Source organism: Sphingobacterium sp. UBA5996, from assembly GCF_002429765.1.
Taxonomy (GTDB): Bacteria; Bacteroidota; Bacteroidia; order Sphingobacteriales; family Sphingobacteriaceae; genus Sphingobacterium.
The window spans coordinates 35,101-53,708 of sequence record NZ_DJAS01000002.1; the positions used below are offsets into that span (position 1 = coordinate 35,101).

Here is an 18,608-nt window from a genome sequence, read left to right on the forward strand (position 1 = left end):
TCAATTATTCTTCGTTTGATTCCGTGCTTTCTTCGGAGTTTGATTCCTTGTTCTCTTCCGAAGTAGAATCGTCGTTATCGGTTAACTCTTCAGTCAAGCCAGACTCTTCTAGTTCTTCTTCACGATCGACTTTAGTAATAGAGGCGATCTCATCGTTATCTTTTAAATTAATGAGCCTTACACCCTGCGTGGCTCGACCCATCACCCTTAATCCTTCAACTGCGATACGGATAACGATGCCAGATTTATTGATAATCATCAAATCTTCAGCGTCTGTTACGCCTTTTATGGCAACGAGCTCGCCTGTTTTATCAGTGACATTGATGGTTTTTACACCTTTACCACCACGATTGGTCACCCGATAATCTTCGATGTCTGTACGTTTTCCATATCCTTTTTCTGAAACCACTAATACAGTTGTTTCAGAATCATTCACACTAATCATGCCAATCACTTCATCACTTTCAGTTGATAATGTGATACCACGTACTCCAGTCGCAGTTCTTCCCATTGGTCGGACGGTAGACTCGTTAAAACGAATGGCTCGACCAGAACGAAGCGCCATAACGATTTCGCTACTTCCAGTAGTTAAACAAGCTTCAATCAACTGGTCTCCTTCATTGATGTTAATTGCGTTTATACCATTCGCTCTTGGACGGGAATAAGCTTCTAACGATGTCTTTTTGATGGTACCTTTCTTAGTACACATAATGATGAAATTGTTTTCCAGATAATCTTGGTCTTTCAAATTCTTCACTAAAATAAACGCCTTTATTTTCTCCTCTTTTGGAACGTTGATAATATTTTGCAGTGCACGACCTCTCGAGGTGCGGCTTCCCTCCGGAATTTCAAAAGCTCTCAACCAGAAACAACGCCCAGCTTCGGTGAATAGGAGCATATAATTATGTGCAGATGCTGTAATGATGTGCTCCGTAAAATCTTCCTCACGTGTATTCGTACCGATAGATCCACGACCGCCGCGGCCCTGACGCTTGTATTCGGATAGTGGAGTACGTTTGACGTAACTATTGTGGGAGATTGTAATCACGATTTCTTCATCATCGATAAAATCTTCCATACGCATATCTTCAGCAGAGTGTACAATCTGTGATCTACGTTCGTCTCCATATTTTTCTTTGATCTCAATCAACTCATCTTTGATAATCTTCATCCGAAGATCTTCGTCTTCTAAAATTGATTTTAAATAGTCGATTGTTTTCATCAATTCAGCATATTCTTCTTTGATCTTATCCCGTTCCAGTCCAGTAAGACGACGTAAAGTCATATCAAGAATTGCACGGGCCTGAAGATCAGAAAGGCCAAATTTCTCCATTAATCCAACACGAGCATCTTCAGGTGTTTCGGAGTTACGGATTAATTTGATTACCTCGTCTAAATGATCCAACGCAATCAAATATCCCTCTAAGATATGCGCGCGTTTTTCCGCTTCAGCCAATTCATAGCGTGTACGTCTGACGATGACATCATGCCTATGTTCCACAAATTCATGAATCATATCTTTCAGATTCATGAGGACAGGTCTTCCTTTAACTAAAGCGATGTTATTAACTGAGAAAGAGGTTTGTAGTGCAGTGTATTTAAACAGGTTGTTTAAAACAACGTTCGCGTTTGCATCACGTTTGATATCGTATACAATGCGCATACCTGTCCGATCAGATTCATCCCGGATGGCTGATATACCTTCTAATTTCTTTTCGTTCACTAATTCGGCCGTACGCTCGATCATGTTGGCCTTGTTCACTTGATAGGGAATTTCGGTTACTATAATCTGTTCCCGCCCAGATTTAGTTGCTTCTATCTCTGCTTTCGCCCGCATGACAATCCGGCCGCGTCCTGTATTACAGGCATCTTGAACACCCGCATAACCATAGATAAGTGCACCCGTAGGGAAGTCAGGGCCTTTGATATGTTGCATCAGTTCGGCTATCTCGATATCGCGGTTCTCAATGAACGCTACCGTACCATCAATAACCTCGGTAAGGTTATGCGGCGCCATATTCGTAGCCATACCGACTGCAATACCAGATGCCCCATTGACAAGAAGATTGGGAATACGAGTAGGGAGTACGGTCGGCTCTTGTAAAGAGTCATCAAAGTTATTTTGAAAATCAACAGTATCTTTGTTGATATCGGATAGCATTTCTTCAGCAATTTTCTTTAATCTTGCTTCGGTATAACGCATGGCCGCAGGAGGATCACCGTCAATAGAACCGTAGTTACCTTGGCCGTCTACCAACGGATAGCGTAAACTCCAATCTTGAGCCATACGAACCATGGTGTCATAAACGGATGAATCACCATGCGGGTGATACTTACCTAATACGTCACCAACGATACGGGCAGACTTTTTATAAGGCTTGCCACTGGTAACCCCTAAGTCCAGCATTCCATAAAGAACACGTCTGTGTACTGGTTTCATGCCATCACGTGCATCAGGAAGCGCTCTTGATACAATGACAGACATGGAATAGTCAATGTAAGCAGACTTCATCTGATCCTCGATGTTAATTGGGATAATCCGGTCGTTTGCCGGAACAAGATTGTTGTCGTTTTCTGTTTCTTCAGCCATATGAATTTGGTTTCAATAAAACTAGTAAGCAAGCCCAATAAACTGGCTTGCTACGCATGCGAAGTTACAAAAATTTAACCTCAAAAGCGAAAGATTGAAGCGCTAATATATATAAAAAAGACAATCAACTATGGATTGTCATGGTACTGATGCGCTATCAATTTTATTTCAATTTTTTAAAGCGGAGACGGATTGAATTACCGATCACAATTAAGTTCGAAAATGCCATGCTTAAGGCCGCCACCATAGGACCAAGAAAACCAAGGGCAGCGAGGGGAATGGCGACAATATTGTAAGCAAAAGCCCAAAAAAGATTTTGTTTGATTGCCAGTAAGGTGTGATGACCGATCTTGAGTAGCTTTTCAATGGACCGGAGATCACTATTCAGTAGGATAACTTTGGCAGACTGAATCGCAACATGAGTTGAATCCCCAAGCGAAATGCCCGCATCCGCCGCAGTAAGTGCGGGCGCATCATTGATACCGTCCCCAACCATTGCCGTTGGGCCTTTCTTTTTAAGCTTATACAAGATCTCTAATTTATCCTCCGGTGATTTATCCCAATATACGTCGGCAATACCAAGCTTCTGCGCTGTGCGCTCACATTTACTTTGACGATCGCCGCTCAACAGAATAGGGCGTATACCCTTATCTTTGAGATATTGGATCAGTTCTTTTGCGTAAGGTTTTAGTTGATCTTCAAGTACAATACCCGCTATAACCACTTCGTTAATGGTTAATGTAAGGTCATAACGGTTTGAATAATCCTTTGATCCAAGTTTGGCATTGCAAATGGAATAACTATTCCCATTGGTATCTGTGGCAAATATTCCCTTTCCTCGTATCTCATTGACTTCCTTAAAGATAATACGGAAGGATTTAATTTCCTTCAGCTGTTTTCGGATCGACTTCGCTATAGGATGGCTAGAATAACTTTCCAACTGTGCTATGATCGATTCGACCTGAGATTGTTCAATTCCGAATGTTTGAATTGCCTTGATATTAAAATCGCCAGTTGTTAGGGTGCCAGTTTTGTCAAATACCATTTGTTTGAGTTCGGACATTTCCTCAATAGTGCTTCCACCTCTGATTAGTATACCTTTTTTTGCAGCTCTACCCAAGCCGACCATAACAGCTGTAGGAGTTGCTAGTCCCATTGCACAGGGGCACGATACCACCAGGGTGGCTATTGCATTCATCAAAGATTGTTGCAGTGGTAATTGTGCGATAAAATACGTGATAAAAAAAGTGAAGAATGAGATACTGACAACGATCGGTACAAAATAGGCGGCTACCTTATCGCCGAATTTTTGAATAGGAGGTTTTTTACTTTGAGCATCTTTGATCAACTGGATGATTTGATAGAGCACACTTTTAGATCCCACTTTGGTTGCGACAATTCTGATATTACCCTCGGTCAGCAATGTACCGCCAATCACAGCATCATACTTCAGTTTTTCAACGGGCATACTTTCTCCTGTTAACATCGACTCGTCTACCCAGCCTTGTCCTTCCAAAATATCGCCGTCGACCGGGATCTGATTTCCTGTGTTCACTTTTAGAATATCGCCAGATTTAATTTCTTTGGCCAATATGGTTATTTCCTGATCCCCATCGATCTTAATTGCATCCACGTTCTGATATTTAATCAGATCTTTGATTGCGGACGTGGTTTTCGTTATAGCCCGTTTTTCCAATACGTTTCCTAAAAAAACCAAAGTAATGATCGTCGCGCAGGTTTCGTAAAATTGATAATCGTGACCAAGATTGTAGCATGTGCCAATCAGACTATAGATAAATGCCGCGGTAGATCCGACTAATATAAGCACATCCATATTCGGCATTTTATTCCAAATGGATCGTAACGCACTGATCCCGAAATGGGAAAAGCCAATAAAATATACAGGTATACACAAGCAGAGCTGGATATATGGATCATGAAGTAAAGGATACGCCGTAAACATATGGCCCCATAGTGGTACAGTAAAGATCAAACAGCAGAAGAACTTAAATTCAATTGAGTGCCAAAAGCTAGGCTTATCATCCTGATCATCGATTACTTTGTATCCTAAAGACTCAATCCCTTCGACCAGCATTGGTATTTGTTCCTGGGGGATATCGGAAAATTTGACTTCATCAGCGGCAAAATCAACATAGATGTCTTTAGCTCCGTTTTTTTCCAGGTATTTGTGAATTGAAATAGCACAATTTGCGCAGTGCATTCCGGTTACATGTAGTTCAGTATGCACGTTGGATTCCTTCATTTAATCGTAAGTAATGTCTTTACGCAAAGATAGGTATTTCCTGATAATGCTTTTTGCGTAAAGTAAAATTGTTTAGCTTAGCAGGCCGGTTTTATTCCCTTTTTACAAAGATAATCTTGTGTGGAAGGTGTTCAAACGTCAAATTTTGAAAGATTAAAACCGTTTTAAATTTAGGGTAAAAATGAGCAAGTCAATTTCAATTTCTTTTTTTATACGGACGATACTGCTAGTTGCATTGACGGCATCATTTGTTCAATTTGAAAACTTCTATAAGCAACGGGAGATTATTCGAAATATCGCATACGGATTAAATACATTTTTAACCGCAAGTGTTTTGATCTCAATTGGGCATTTTATACTTGTAAAATTATACAACAGTAGAAATGAACAACAGATTGTCCGTGGTAATTTTGTACTTGGAATTACACGCGTCGCTACTGTTGGTAATGTGTTTTTCATTATCGTCAGCCTAATGATTGCCGTTGGTATAAATCCCAAAGATTTTATTACCAGCATGACAATCGTTGCTATGGCGATCGCTGTTATATTTAGAGAGTATATCACCAATATGATTTCTGGTTTGATCATCATGTTTTCCGATCAATTTTCGGTGGGAGACCGGATAAAAATTGGTGAGTACCAAGGAAAGATTGTCGATATCACATTGGCCAATCTGGTTGTACGAGATGAAGATGACGACGCAGTAATGATTCCAAATAATTTAGTTTTTACTGCAACGCTGGTCAATAAAACATCTCAAAAATCAAATAAAATTGTTGTTAAGTTTGAATTACCGATCGATATTGCTGTTGCTGTAGAAGAATTGGAAGGCTATTTAACGCCATTATTTCAGCAGAATCCGAATTTGGACCACTCCCAAGGTTTTATTATTAAGGTTGCCGATCTCACTAAAGATTACATCAAGTACAAAGTTGAAGTTAGTGCAATTTCTTCCAGCAACAAGATACATCAGCAGGTGCAGAGCAGAATTTTGAATGAAATTTTGCAATTTCAGCGCGGCAAAGGTTAAATTTTTCTGACTTTGATATTTTTAACGAAGTGATGGCCCCCTTTTTCCAGAATCAGATCTGCGCGATATCTTGTTGGCAGAATATTCTTAATTAAGTTAGGCTTATTGATTTCATTCCAGATACTTACGGCCATAGACTGGCTTTCTTCAGTGGTCATATTTGCATACTTGTGGAAAAATGACGCTGGATTTTGGAACGCAGTTTCACGAAGCGATTCAAATCGATTGGTGTACCATTCTATCAAGTTTTTTTCACTGGCGTGCACGTAAATCGAGTAATCGAAGAAATCGGAAACGAAGACGCTATGGCCTTTTCTCGGCCGCTGCGAATTGACTTGTAACACATTAATCCCTTCTACAATTAAGATATCGGGCTGTTCGATGATTTGTTGCTCTTCGTCTGGTAACACATCATAGATCAGGTGACTGTAGACAGGGACTGCTATCCTTGGAGAACCGGACTTCACGGCAGAAAGGAAATGGATCAATCTTTTGGCATCATAACTTTCCGGAAAACCTTTCCGGTTTAGAATCCCGAGTTCAATGAGTTGCTTATTTGGATAAAGAAAGCCGTCTGTGGTCACCAGGTCTACCTTTGGCTTTGAAGGAAGCAGACTGAGTACGCGCTGCAAAACCCTTGCTGTAGTACTTTTCCCCACGGCAACAGATCCGGCAATACCAATGATGTACGGAAGTTTGCTTTCTTCCTTGCCGAAGAAACGATTTGTTCGCTGATGAAGACTTTGGAAACGATCAATATGAATTTCAAGGAAATGACTCAAAGGGACATAGACTTCTTCTATCTCCTGATTTGTCAGGGGTTCATTCAGTGCATGGAGGGTTTCCAAGTCTTCGACACTGAAGTTGTGCAAGACTTTCCCGTTTAAATTTTTCCAGTCTTCACGTTTGATCGATCGAAAAGGCGAGTCTATTGCTATTTGTGGATCCAATTGCATCGTTTGCTTTATTTTTAATACAAATATCTTTATTTCAGCATAAGTAACCTTTCCTATTCGATTTTAACGATTTTAAAGGTCGTTTTTGCGCGGGCAAATATAAATACTGTTATTCGTTATCCCAAGAAACGCTATAAATGATTTGACGTTATTATAATAGGATTTGATAATATTTTATGGACGGGGCACTTCTCAGCAATTTTAAATAGCCGCTGCTTTTGGACTTCGTCTAAATCTCCTTTAAAACTAATATAGCATTGAATATAGGTCGTTTGTTGTTGCTCACTCATTTGTACTTCATGAGTTAGACGAACCAATACTTCTTCTAGCGGCCAGTCCTTCCTGTCAGCATACATTTTTACGGTAATAGCCTTGCAGCTCCCTAAGGAGGATAGTAGTAAGGGAATGGGATTGATGCCCTCATCTTCACCACCTAAATCTTTTGGTTCATCCACTGTTAGCTGATGCTTTCCATAGTATACTGTAGTTGTATAGGGAATTTTCCCTATTGAAACGATTACTTCATTATCCATACAATTTGAAATTAAGCTTCAACATCTTCCAATAGGCCTTCAATAATCAGGCTTCCTGTTGCCGGATTTGTTGCCAATGGCACATTATAAAGATCACATACACGCATAAGCATCTGAATATCCGGCTCATGTGCGTGTTTTCCTAGTGGATCGCGAAAGAAAATGATTCCATCAACTTTTCCTTCAGCCGCTAATGCCGCAATCTGTGCATCGCCACCCATTGGGCCACTTAGTTTCAATTCTACAGGGAGGCCAGTTTGTCTGACATATGAACCCGTAGTTCCTGTGGCGATGATATCGGCGCGTTCTAATAAATCTTGGTGATCTTTGACAAATGCAACCATTTCTGGTTTCTTGCCGTCATGGGCTATCAATGCAATTGTTTTCTTCATCAGTATGTAATTATGTGTTGAGCGATTGGCTTATATATGGAAAAGAACCGTTCTGATCCTATTTTGCTAGCTATTTAAAAAATATATAGGATATAATGATTGCAGCGATCACTCCGGCTAATTCAGCTAGTAGAGCGCATGGAAGCGCATGTCTAGTGCGTTTAATTCCTACCGCTCCAAAATATACTGCAAGGACATAAAAAGTAGTCTCCGTTGATCCTTGAATAACACACGCAACCCGAGCCGCGAAATCCATTGGACCTTTTGCATTCATCAAATCAACCATCAGTCCACGTGCGCCAGAGCCACTCAAAGGTTTCATAAAAGCAACAGGTAAGGCTTCCACAAAGGACGTATCCAAACCGCATAAGGCAATGCCTTTAGCAATTCCCGCTACCATATAATCCATCGTCCCAGACGCTCTAAAGACGGCAATTCCAACAAGCATGGCAACCAAATAAGGTATTATTTTCACGGAAACCTCAAAGCCTTCTTTGGCTCCTTCAATAAAAGAGTCATAGACATTTACCTTACGGAAAAGAGCTAACCCTATAAAAGAAGTAAATAAGCTAAATAAGATAACATTTCCAAATACTTTGCTGAATATTTCGATCTCCGATTGTTGTAGTCCAGAAAAGTAATAAAGCAGGCCTCCGATAAACAGGCACATCGCACCCAAATAGCCCAAAACTACGCGATTCAACAGATTGATTTTTTGATAAATAGCCACAAGTGTCAATGCAACCAGAGTGGAGAAGAATGTCGCTATTAAAATCGGTAAGAATACATCTGAAGGATCTGGTGCTCCCGCTTCTTTTCGATACGCCATGATAGAAATCGGCAAGAGTGTCAAACTTGATGCATTGAGCACAATAAACATGATTTGGGCATTGGATGCAGTTTCTTTGTTTGGATTTAATTCCTGTAGTTCTTTCATCGCTTTAAGTCCCAAAGGCGTTGCAGCATTATCTAAACCAAGCGCATTGGCCGAGAAATTCATAAGAATAGAACCAAGCGCAGGGTGATTTTTTGGTATTTCAGGAAATAATTTATGAAAAAAAGGGCCTACGATTTTCGCGAAGATATTAATCATTCCACCTTTTTCACCAATTTTCATGATGCCAAGGGCAAAACTCATCATGCCGATCAGTCCCAAGGAAATTTCGGCACCTGTTTTCGCACTATCAAAGATTGAGTTTACAATTTGCTGGAAAATTTCAGTATCCCCAAAAAAGATGAGTTTTACAAGGGCTACGGCAAATGTGATTAAAAAAAATGCAACCCAAACGTAGTTTAATGCCATATCGATTTAAAATATGCGTAAAAGTAATCTTTTAGAATTTATTCATCAACCTGCTCCATGGATTTTTCTTCTCATTTTGATTCTTTTCTTTAATTAAATGAGCAACAATATAATCTAGCGTATCTTCATTTTCACTAATTATTTTATCCGATAAGGAGATCAATTTCTGTATATTATTAGTCGAGGCCGCATCCAGTGATGCATCGATGCTAGAAAGATTAGCAGGTTCTATGCGAAGATAATTTTGCTGCTTGCCGTTACTTCGAAATAATTGCCTTATAAAAAATTCAGTGCTTTCAGATGACGCACTTGTCATAATATCCACTAATGCTGGACCGATTTGAATGGCAAGATTTTTCTTAAAATGCTCATAGTTATAGGCGGTTTTTGAGACACCTGTTCCCAGAGATACCATAAACATATCATTTATCTGCGTGCTATTAAATGCCTTTAGGACTTCGAGTAAAGCGCATATGGAAGGATTTTGGGCAAAGACGCCACCGTCAATCAAGGGGTATCTGGTTTTTGAAAGGGAGTAGATCTCAGCGACAGGGAAAAATGTGGGTGCAGCAGAAGTCGCTCTACAGACATCCTTGAGGTAGAAATCTCTCGCTTCACCATGTGTAATTGCTTTCTGTTGTCTGAAAAAATGATTTTTTCGTAATTCGATATTATATGCTGTGATAATACAAGGCTTGATTAAATGGCTCAATCTCGCATTTTGAAAATATTTTTCCAGTACGTTTGATAAAGGAATGGGTGAATATAGTTCACTGACCAATCCAAAACCGCCTAAAAAATGCCGCCATTTGGAAGCATTGAAAATTTCGGTACCATGATTGACAAATAAATTTAACGCGTCTCGCGCAGAGAATTTTGGTTGGGCGGGATTTCCTTCTTCCGGATAGAGAAGAATACTGGTCAGAATTCCACCGCTACTTGTACCTGCTATGAAGTCAAAATACGAGGCGATACGTGCATTTGTATCCATCGTCTGCTTTTGTAGTTTCTCTTCTAGAGCTACAAGTACCATTGCGGGAATGATGCCTCGTATACCACCACCGTCAAGCGCGAGAATATTCTTCATACTAAAAGCTGATTTAGTTTATGCTATGTAAATATAATAAATGTAGACAATTGGCCGAGCTATTTTCTTGGCAGTAATCAGGTCATAGCCACTGTTTTCAAAAGCTTTATCTCTGTTTTTGGCCATATCCGCTCAACTCATCTTATTGATGTCTCAATACCAACTCTTACTTTAAGAGGGAGTCGACACTATTTTTGTAGGGGTATAGCAGGGGGATCACAGAGATTTACCCCTGTTAACCCTCTGTTATACCCCTGTTAACCCCCTGTAATTACCCTGCTATTGGCAGAGCTGGTAGCGTGTTGGTAGCATTGTGTCATTAATAAAAACGGGTGCTATATCAATTAAAGATTTTGCGGTTCACGATCACAGGGGGTAATTCTTTATCCGTTTTTACAAAATAAAAAAAGCTGTCTCAAAATTCATTGAGACAGCTTTTTTGTTTAGATTGGATCAATTCAATTGAACCAAGCAAATACCTCGTCTTTTGTCGGCATATTGATATCTAGTTTAAGCTTTTTACGCATACCACCAAGGTCATTAAAGACCTTATTTGGATTTGCTTCTTTTAAAGCTTCAATCGTTGTAAAACCCATTTTTTGCAGTGCTGGTACCCATACCGCAGGAATTCCTTGCTGCTCGTAATCTTGTGTTTCTGCTACTCGAGCAACTTTTTCTGGCCGCATTTGCGGAAAGAAAAGAACTTCTTGAATGGAGGCATTGTCGGTCAGGAACATAATCAAACGATCCATTCCAATACCAAGTCCAGAAGTAGGCGGCATACCATATTCGAGTGAACGTAAGAAGTCTTGGTCAATAAACATGGCCTCGTCATCCCCCTTTTCGGAAAGCCGCAATTGATCTTCAAAACGTTCACGTTGATCAATCGGATCATTTAATTCCGAATAAGCATTGGCAATCTCTTTTCCGCATACCATAAGTTCAAAACGTTCTGTTAAATCGGGATTATCTCGATGTTTTTTGGTTAAAGGAGACATTTCTTTAGGATAATCCGTGATGAAAGTAGGTTGGATGTAGTTGCCTTCACACTTCGCACCAAAAATTTCGTCTATTAATTTACCTTTTCCCATTGTTTCATTCACATCAATACCCATTCCTTTGGCAGCGATCCGAATTTCATCTTCAGATTTTCCAGTGATATCGAATCCAGTAAATTCTTTGATAGAATCTGTCATCGAGATACGTTTATATGGGGCTTTAAAGTCAATTTTATGTGAGCCGAACGTAACCTCAGTTGTTCCATTTACGGCTGACGCACAGTGTTCCAAAAGACGTTCGGTAAAATCCATCATCCAATTGTAGTCTTTATACGCTACATAAATCTCCATCGCTGTGAATTCGGGATTATGTGTACGGTCCATTCCTTCGTTGCGGAAGTTTTTAGAAAATTCATACACGCCGTCAAATCCTCCTACGATCAATCTTTTTAGATACAACTCGTTAGCAATGCGAAGATATAATGGAATGTCCAACGCATTGTGATGGGTAATAAATGGACGTGCTGCTGCTCCACCAGGAATAGACTGTAAAACTGGTGTTTCTACTTCCATGTAACCTGCATCGTTAAAGAACTGACGCATTGCATTGAAAAGTTTGGTACGTTTGATAAATATATCTTTATTACCTGGATTGACAATCAAATCAACATAGCGCATTCTATAGCGTTGTTCAGGATCTGTAAAGGCATCGAAAGTCTTTCCTTCAGCAGATTTGACAACTGGTAGCGGACGTAGCGATTTAGATAAAACAGTAAGTTGTTCTACGTGCACTGCAATCGCTTCAGTTTGCGTTGTGAAGACATAGCCTTTGATTCCGACGATATCACCAATATCCAACAGTTTTTTAAAAACTACGTTGTATAGATCCTTATTCTCGTCCGGGCAAATGTCATCCCGCTTAATATAAGCTTGAATACGGCCAGTAGAATCTTGAATTTCAAAAAATGAAGCACTTCCCATGACACGACGGCTCATAATCCGGCCAGCTAGGGTAATGCTCTTATAATTCAATTTATCTCTATCGTAATTTTCTAAAATATCAGCAGCATGTGCATTAACGACAAATTCATTCGCTGGAAATGGGTCAATTCCCATATCCAACAACGATTGCATCGCTTGTCTTCTAAGTTGTTCCTGTTCGGATAATACAGTACTCATTCGGTATGAATAATATTTAAAATGTGAAAATCAAGCAAAAATAGCCATTTTTTTCAATTCTTTTTATTGATTTTTTTATGAAATCGCTGTAGCGAAAATGCTTAGCGTATCGTTAAAGAGTAAAAAATAGTTAAATAGTGATATTACAAGGGGACAATTGGCTATTTAGTTTTAAGTTTTATGATTTTAATTCGGTTATTTCCTCAAAAAAAGATTTTGGTTACCGGAGGAAATTTGATGAATTGTTGCATAGATAATGTAATTCATTGCATATCAAAGGCAATTTGTCTAAGTTTGAAACTTGATAATTAAATAGTTTAAGTGGGTATAATTCGATCATATTTTTATAACAAGAAGTTATCGTCTTTAGATGATGCCTTAGCACGTTGCTTGCTAGATCGTGAGGACGGAAAGGCCTTCGTTTATAAGAAATATTATGGATATCTCATGGCAATTATTATCCGTTATGTAAAACAGGATGTGGATGCTGAAGAGCTTGTGAATGAAAGTTTTGTTAGGGTGTTTCGAAAATTAGCGTCTTTTAATCGGAATATTGACGATGAGAATCTGGAAAAATCTTTTCGAGCGTGGATAGGTCGAATAGCGGCGAATATTTCCATTGATTTTTTACGGAGTAAGAAGCAACTTTATTCGGTTGAAGATCTCGGAGAAGGTGATATGCACACTCCATCGGTTCAGCTGGACAGTCGTTTGGAGGTCAATGAGATTATGCGGCTTTTGGATCAGCTTCCTGAAATCCAAAAAACTATTTTTAATCTCTATGAAATTGAGGGTTATTCGCACGATGAAATTGCCCAGATGCTCAATATACCTGATAGTACGTCACGTACTTATTTGACGCGAGCGAAGCAAAAACTTAGGAAATTATACTTGGATTATACAGGCGTAGTTCAAGAAATAAGATAAATATTGTTGTTACGATGAAAGACAATAAGAAAAAGGAATTGATAGAAGAGATCATTGGACAATTAAAAGACCATGAACTTCCTTATAAAGAAGGTTCATGGGAAAAATTTGCCTCGACGTATGACGCAGTACCACGTAGTTCCTCGAATTGGAGGTATTGGAGCGCAGCAGCTGCCTTACTCGTGTTTGCTGGTGTTGGCTACTGGGGCTTAAATAACGATACGCCTAAGGATGTATCGTCTGTGGTCACAATCAAGAAGCAGACAAGTGAGGATGTGATCGGAAATAATAAGGATTTGAAAGAGTCCATTAAACGCTCGCTATCGGATATTATCCATGATGAAGATTTAGTTAGCGAGAAATCATTCCAAACGAGACTGTTTACCTACTCAGGAGTGACAAACCATTCAGTTCAACATAGCGACAATAACCGTGTGGTATTAAATGCTGGACGGGTAATGCGAGCGACTGATTTAACTTTTTCGAAGGAGATTGCCAGCCTACAATCGATCCCATTGAAGAATAATAAGTTCTCAGCGAATATTCATTGGGGCGAAGATGAAGTGGAAGGTGCTGCAGCTCAATCTAATTCGGTTGCAGTTTCTTCTGGTAATTTGACACAGCGTGATGCGGCAAAGCTTTCACAGCTCTACGCTATGCAACAAGGGAATACGAGAACCAGCATTATGCAGAATGAAACCAGTCGGGAGAAAAAGTGGGAGATGGGGGCTTTTGTTTCTCCAGCTTCAACTTCGGAGAGTATAACACTTGGCGGTGGCGTTGCACTGGCTTACAATATTTCGAGCAAAATAAGTCTCCGATCCGGAGCCTCTATTCAACATTATGGTGCTGTTTCTGGGAATACACCTATTACTCCAGCTATGGCTTCAAACTCATTTAGTTTAGATGCTCCAAATTATATTTCACAATCAACTATCAGTAATTCATTTATTACGCGGACCGCGGATGCAAAAGATGCGAAGAGCAATGAGCGAGTTTCTGGTAAAATCTTAACAGTGGACATTCCTGTGGATGTGAGGTATGCTATTACGAAGAACTTTTACACGTCTGTGGGCGTGTCTTATGTAGGTGTATTGGATCAGGAACGCGCAATGATTTATGAGACTAATAATACGGAATATAAACAAAAATCTACAGATAAAAATGTGGATGACAAAGGTGTAAATGGCTTTGTTAATTTTTCAGTTGGCAGGAAACAGAAAATTGGTAAACTATCGATTTCTGTAGAGCCTTATTATAAAGCCCCGATTGGAGGACTAAAATCCTCCGATTTGAACTACAGTAATGGGGGAGTGAAAATAATTACAAGTTTTTAACCCCACTTGGTAATCAAAAGCCGCAATAAGTGTTTAATTTATTGCGGCTTTTTTTATCGCATTCAATAGTATTAAATTTCATCTACGCGAACCCAACCCATTCCTGCGGCTTTAGCACCCTCAACACCCGGAATACCATCTTCGTAGACCAAGCATTTTTTTGGATCAATATTTAATTGTGAGGCTGCCAAAAGAAAAGGCTGCGGAGAGGGTTTCCCTTCGGGAGTATCGCCAGCACACACTAATGTTTCCAAATCATCCCATACACCAATGGTATTCAATGTCATCGATAAAGTCGATCTCGTTCCTCCAGATACAGCTGCAATATGTTTTTTGCCTTTTTGATATTTTAGATGTTCAACAACATAATCTACTGGTTGGGTTTTAAATACATACTCATCGCGAAATATAGTAGATTTAAGCGTGGAAAATTCTTGATAATCGAAATCCACTTCATAGCGTTTGCTGATTTCTTCTGCAACAGCCACAGTTGGCCATCCAGCAGTTTCGTCGATCAAATTAACATCCAATTCAATTCCATAGTGTTCTGCCGCAGCTTTGTATGCTTGTTTATGCGCGTGCATATTATCTGCCAAAGTACCATCGACATCAAACAATAGCGCATCGTAGGACTCGGCGAGAAGGTTTAGTAATTCAAATTTACGTTGTGATTCAGGTGACATATATTTTTAATAGTGAATGGTAAAAATAAAGAAATATAATTGGACAAGCAAAAAAGAAGCCTTTCCTGAATTTTAGGAAAGGCTTCTTTGCGTTTAGCTCGGCATTGATTTTAACGCCGGGGGCAAAATATAACTAGTGCGCACTTAAATTTTTAGCTTTTTCCGCATCGAAATTAGCCTCCAATTCCGCTAGTTTTTTCTTACCATAGGCCATACGTGTAATCACAACGAACAGGACCGGAACGATAAATATCGCAAGGAGCGTAGCGGCAGTCATACCGCCAAATACGGTCCAACCAATTGTTTGCCGAGATATAGCACCAGCACCATGCGATAGCATCAAGGGTATAATCCCCAAAATAAATGCAAAAGATGTCATGATAATTGGACGCAAACGCAATTTTACTGCATCTAATGTTGCCTCATATAGGTTCATTCCAATATCCACCCTTTCCTTGGCAAACTCTACAATCAGGATCGCATTTTTGGCTGCTAGACCAATAATTGTTACCAAACCGATTTGTGCATAGATATTATTATCCAAGGTTGGAATCAGCGTCAATGTTAGGATTGCTCCAAATACTCCCAAAGGCACAGATAATAAAATAGAGAATGGTACAGACCAGCTTTCGTACAATGCCGCTAAAAGTAGGAACACAAATAGAATACACAGTGCAAAAATTTGAATGGTCTTGGATCCCGATTGCATTTCTTGTAGCGATAGACCGGAGAACTGATAGTCAAAACCTTCTGGCAAAGTTTGTGCAGCTACTTCCTGTAAAGCTTTCAGAGCATCCCCTGACGAATAACCCGGGGCGGAACTACCGTTGACCTCAATACTTCTAAAGATATTGTAGTGATTGATGATTGAAGGCATTGTCGTCAATTCATAGGTAACCAGGGTACCCATAGGTACAGGGTTTCCAGAGATATTGTTGACATACAACTTGTTGATATCTTCAATATTCATGCGGTATGGTATATCGGCTTGGGTAACTACGCGATAACTACGGCCATACTTTGTGAAGTCATTGACATAGCTACTACCTAAATAGGATGATATTGTTGAATAGATACTTGAGATCGGCACACCCATACGTTTTGCCTGTTCACGGTTTACCTCCAATTTGTAGTTTGGCGAATTGGTGTTAAACAATGTGTAAGCCATTCCAATTTCCGGGCGTTGGTTGGCGGCCATTAAGAATTTACCGACTGTTGCTTCAAAGTCTTTGATGTTGACAGTTTGTAAATCCTGTACCTGCATAGAGAAACCTCCAGATGTACCTAAACCTGGAATTGCCGGTGGCGTTACCGCCAATACTCTGGCCTTCGTATAGCCTGCATACTTGCCCATAATCATGCCTGCAATATCGTTTGCAGTGCGTGTACGCGTTTCCCAAGGTTTCAGCGAAACGAATACTGTCGCTCCATTGGATTTAAACGCACGGTTCAAGATATTGATACCGGAGATTGCAGTAACATATTTGATTTCGGGGAAAGTCTTATGCAGATCAGCTTCAATTTCTTTTAGCACTTCATTTGTACGCGCAGAGGACGAACCTTCTGGCAACGTAATACCTGCAAAAAATGCACCACCATCTTCAGAAGGAATAAATCCAGTGGGTTTGGTTGTAAACATCCAGCCTGTTCCAATAAAAATACACAAGAGAATAATTAACACCAGGGGTGCTTTTTTGATTGCCTGTTTTACACCATTTGAGTATTTAATGGTTACTTTTTCAAACCATACATTAAATTTGTAGAAAAATTTGTTCAATCCTCTTGCGCCCTCATGTACTGCTGTGGGCTTTAATAAAATTGAACATAATGCTGGGGTCAAAGAAAGCGCTATAAATGCAGATAACATGACGGATACGGCAATCGTGATGGCAAATTGTTGGTACAACTTACCGACCATGCCTGGTATAAAACCTACTGGGACAAATACGGCTGCCAAAATCAATGCAATTGCAATAACCGGAGCGGTAATATCGCCCATAGCGCGCCGTGTCGCTTCTTTTGCATCCAGCTTATAGTGGTCGATGTAATGCTGTACTGCTTCCACAACAACAATGGCATCATCCACCACAATACCGATGGCTAATACAAAAGCAAGCATTGTCAGGTTGTTGATTGAAAAACCAAACATGAGGAAGAAGATGAAGGTACCAATGATGGACACTGGAATCGCCAGTACAGGAATTAATGTTGCCCTCCAACTTTGAAGAAAGAAAAACACCACAACCGTAACTAGGATTAACGCTTCAACTAGCGTGTGTATAACTGAAGAAATTGAGGCATTTACAACAGATACAGTTTCATAACTGATCGTATAATCGACATCGGTTGGAAAAGATTTCTTCAATTTTTCCAAAGCATTAACAATACCTTCAGCCGACTCTACTGCATTACCACCAGGCGTCTGGTTGATCATCATGGCAGAGGAGGTCATACCGTTTACGGTAGATGATGTACCATAATTGAACTGACCCAATTCTACACGCGCAACATCTTTTAAAAGTACAATAGATCCATCCTTATTGGTTTTCACAATGATGTTTTCAAAATCCTCTGGATTGGAAAGGTCACTATCGGTAATAATCGGATACTCAAATACTGTTGAGGACTCTTGCGGACGTCCGCCAACACTACCGCCAGGTATACGGGAATTTTGTTCCGCAATTGCAGTCGATATATCGGCAGGAGTCATACTCAAGTTGGCTAATTTGTTCGCATCGAGCCATACCCGCATGGAGAATGGCTGGCCAAAGGCGGTTACGTCACCGACACCTTTTACACGTAAGAGTGCGTCTTTTACATATAAGTTGTTGTAATTAGCTAAGAAATTTTCGCTTCTCGTTCCTTTTGGAGAAGTTAGCGCAACCAACATGAGGATATCGTTATTGGCTTTACGCGTCGTAATCCCGAGACGTCTAACAGCTTCAGGAAGGGCTGGCTCAGCAATTCCCACACGGTTTTGTACATCTAGGGTAGCAATATCAATATCGGTACCTACTTCAAATGTCACCGTAATTGTTGCTTGGCCATTGGATGTGCTATTAGACGACATATAAATCATGCCAGGTGTACCATTGATCTGACTCTCAATAAGAGTTGTCACGGTTTGTTCAACCGTCTGTGCATCCGCTCCAGTGTAATTTGCTGTAACAGTTACAGTTGGAGGTGCAATAGAAGGATACTGGCTAATTGGCAACGTAGATACTGCAATAATCCCGATGATTGAAATCAAAATCGAAATAACGATTGCGGTAACTGGCCTCTTAATAAATACTTCTGAAATCATTCTATATTTTTTAGATTCTCTTTAAA

General features: G+C 39.9%; 13 protein-coding genes. 3 read left to right on the plus strand and 10 right to left on the minus strand.

Annotation, left to right across the window (positions count from 1 at the left end):
• Positions 1 to 4 precede the first annotated feature (4 nt).
• Both gyrA and B3E00_RS01240 read right to left on the minus strand, forming a co-directional pair.
• Complete coding sequence (gene gyrA, locus B3E00_RS01235) at positions 5 to 2,590, minus strand: DNA gyrase subunit A (protein WP_209579221.1); 2,586 nt, start codon at positions 2,588 to 2,590, stop codon at positions 5 to 7.
• Between the two features lie 163 nt (positions 2,591 to 2,753).
• Entirely contained in the window at positions 2,754 to 4,853 is a 2,100-nt protein-coding gene (locus tag B3E00_RS01240; protein ID WP_293884594.1) for a heavy metal translocating P-type ATPase, read from the minus strand.
• A gap of 181 nt (positions 4,854 to 5,034) precedes the next feature.
• On the opposite strand from B3E00_RS01240, the gene B3E00_RS01245 reads away from it, so the two are divergent.
• Entirely contained in the window at positions 5,035 to 5,883 is an 849-nt protein-coding gene (locus B3E00_RS01245; RefSeq protein WP_293936401.1) for a mechanosensitive ion channel family protein, read from the plus strand.
• Here the strand turns inward: B3E00_RS01245 and coaA are convergent.
• The 6 genes from coaA to lysS all read right to left on the minus strand — a co-directional run bounded on the left by coaA (position 5,880) and on the right by lysS (position 12,331).
• Positions 5,880 to 6,839 (minus strand): type I pantothenate kinase, encoded by a 960-nt coding sequence (gene coaA / locus B3E00_RS01250; protein WP_209579224.1) that lies wholly within the window; start codon positions 6,837 to 6,839, stop codon positions 5,880 to 5,882. The genes B3E00_RS01245 and coaA overlap by 4 nt on opposite strands.
• A gap of 131 nt (positions 6,840 to 6,970) precedes the next feature.
• The gene (locus B3E00_RS01255) at positions 6,971 to 7,372 is read right to left on the minus strand and encodes an OsmC family protein (RefSeq protein WP_293936404.1); all 402 of its coding nucleotides are present in this window, start codon (positions 7,370 to 7,372) and stop codon (positions 6,971 to 6,973) included.
• An 11-nt stretch (positions 7,373 to 7,383) separates the two neighbouring features.
• The gene (locus tag B3E00_RS01260) at positions 7,384 to 7,764 is read right to left on the minus strand and encodes a methylglyoxal synthase (protein WP_209579226.1); all 381 of its coding nucleotides are present in this window, start codon (positions 7,762 to 7,764) and stop codon (positions 7,384 to 7,386) included.
• A 70-nt stretch (positions 7,765 to 7,834) separates the two neighbouring features.
• Positions 7,835 to 9,067, minus strand: a complete 1,233-nt coding sequence (locus B3E00_RS01265; RefSeq protein ID WP_293936407.1) for a nucleoside recognition domain-containing protein — start codon at positions 9,065 to 9,067, stop codon at positions 7,835 to 7,837.
• Between the two features lie 31 nt (positions 9,068 to 9,098).
• Positions 9,099 to 10,154, minus strand: coding sequence for a patatin-like phospholipase family protein (locus tag B3E00_RS01270; RefSeq protein ID WP_293884598.1), 1,056 nt, complete (start codon positions 10,152 to 10,154; stop codon positions 9,099 to 9,101).
• A 458-nt stretch (positions 10,155 to 10,612) separates the two neighbouring features.
• On the minus strand, positions 10,613 to 12,331 hold the full coding sequence (lysS, locus tag B3E00_RS01275) for a lysine--tRNA ligase (RefSeq protein ID WP_293936409.1): 1,719 nt from the start codon (positions 12,329 to 12,331) through the stop codon (positions 10,613 to 10,615).
• A 321-nt stretch (positions 12,332 to 12,652) separates the two neighbouring features.
• Here lysS and B3E00_RS01280 point away from each other — a divergent pair, with 321 nt between their 5' ends.
• A complete protein-coding gene (locus tag B3E00_RS01280; RefSeq protein WP_209579230.1) occupies positions 12,653 to 13,258 on the plus strand; it encodes an RNA polymerase sigma factor in 606 nt (201 codons plus the stop codon).
• 14 nt (positions 13,259 to 13,272) lie between these two features.
• Positions 13,273 to 14,595 carry a hypothetical protein gene (locus B3E00_RS01285; protein ID WP_293936411.1) on the plus strand — a complete coding sequence of 441 codons (1,323 nt, stop codon included), beginning with the start codon at positions 13,273 to 13,275 and terminating at the stop codon, positions 14,593 to 14,595.
• 71 nt (positions 14,596 to 14,666) lie between these two features.
• Here the strand turns inward: B3E00_RS01285 and B3E00_RS01290 are convergent, their stop codons facing one another.
• Positions 14,667 to 15,278, minus strand: a complete 612-nt coding sequence (locus B3E00_RS01290; protein WP_293884601.1) for an HAD family hydrolase — start codon at positions 15,276 to 15,278, stop codon at positions 14,667 to 14,669.
• Between the two features lie 133 nt (positions 15,279 to 15,411).
• Entirely contained in the window at positions 15,412 to 18,582 is a 3,171-nt protein-coding gene (locus B3E00_RS01295) for an efflux RND transporter permease subunit (RefSeq protein WP_209579233.1), read from the minus strand.
• Between the last annotated feature and the right edge of the window lie 26 nt (positions 18,583 to 18,608).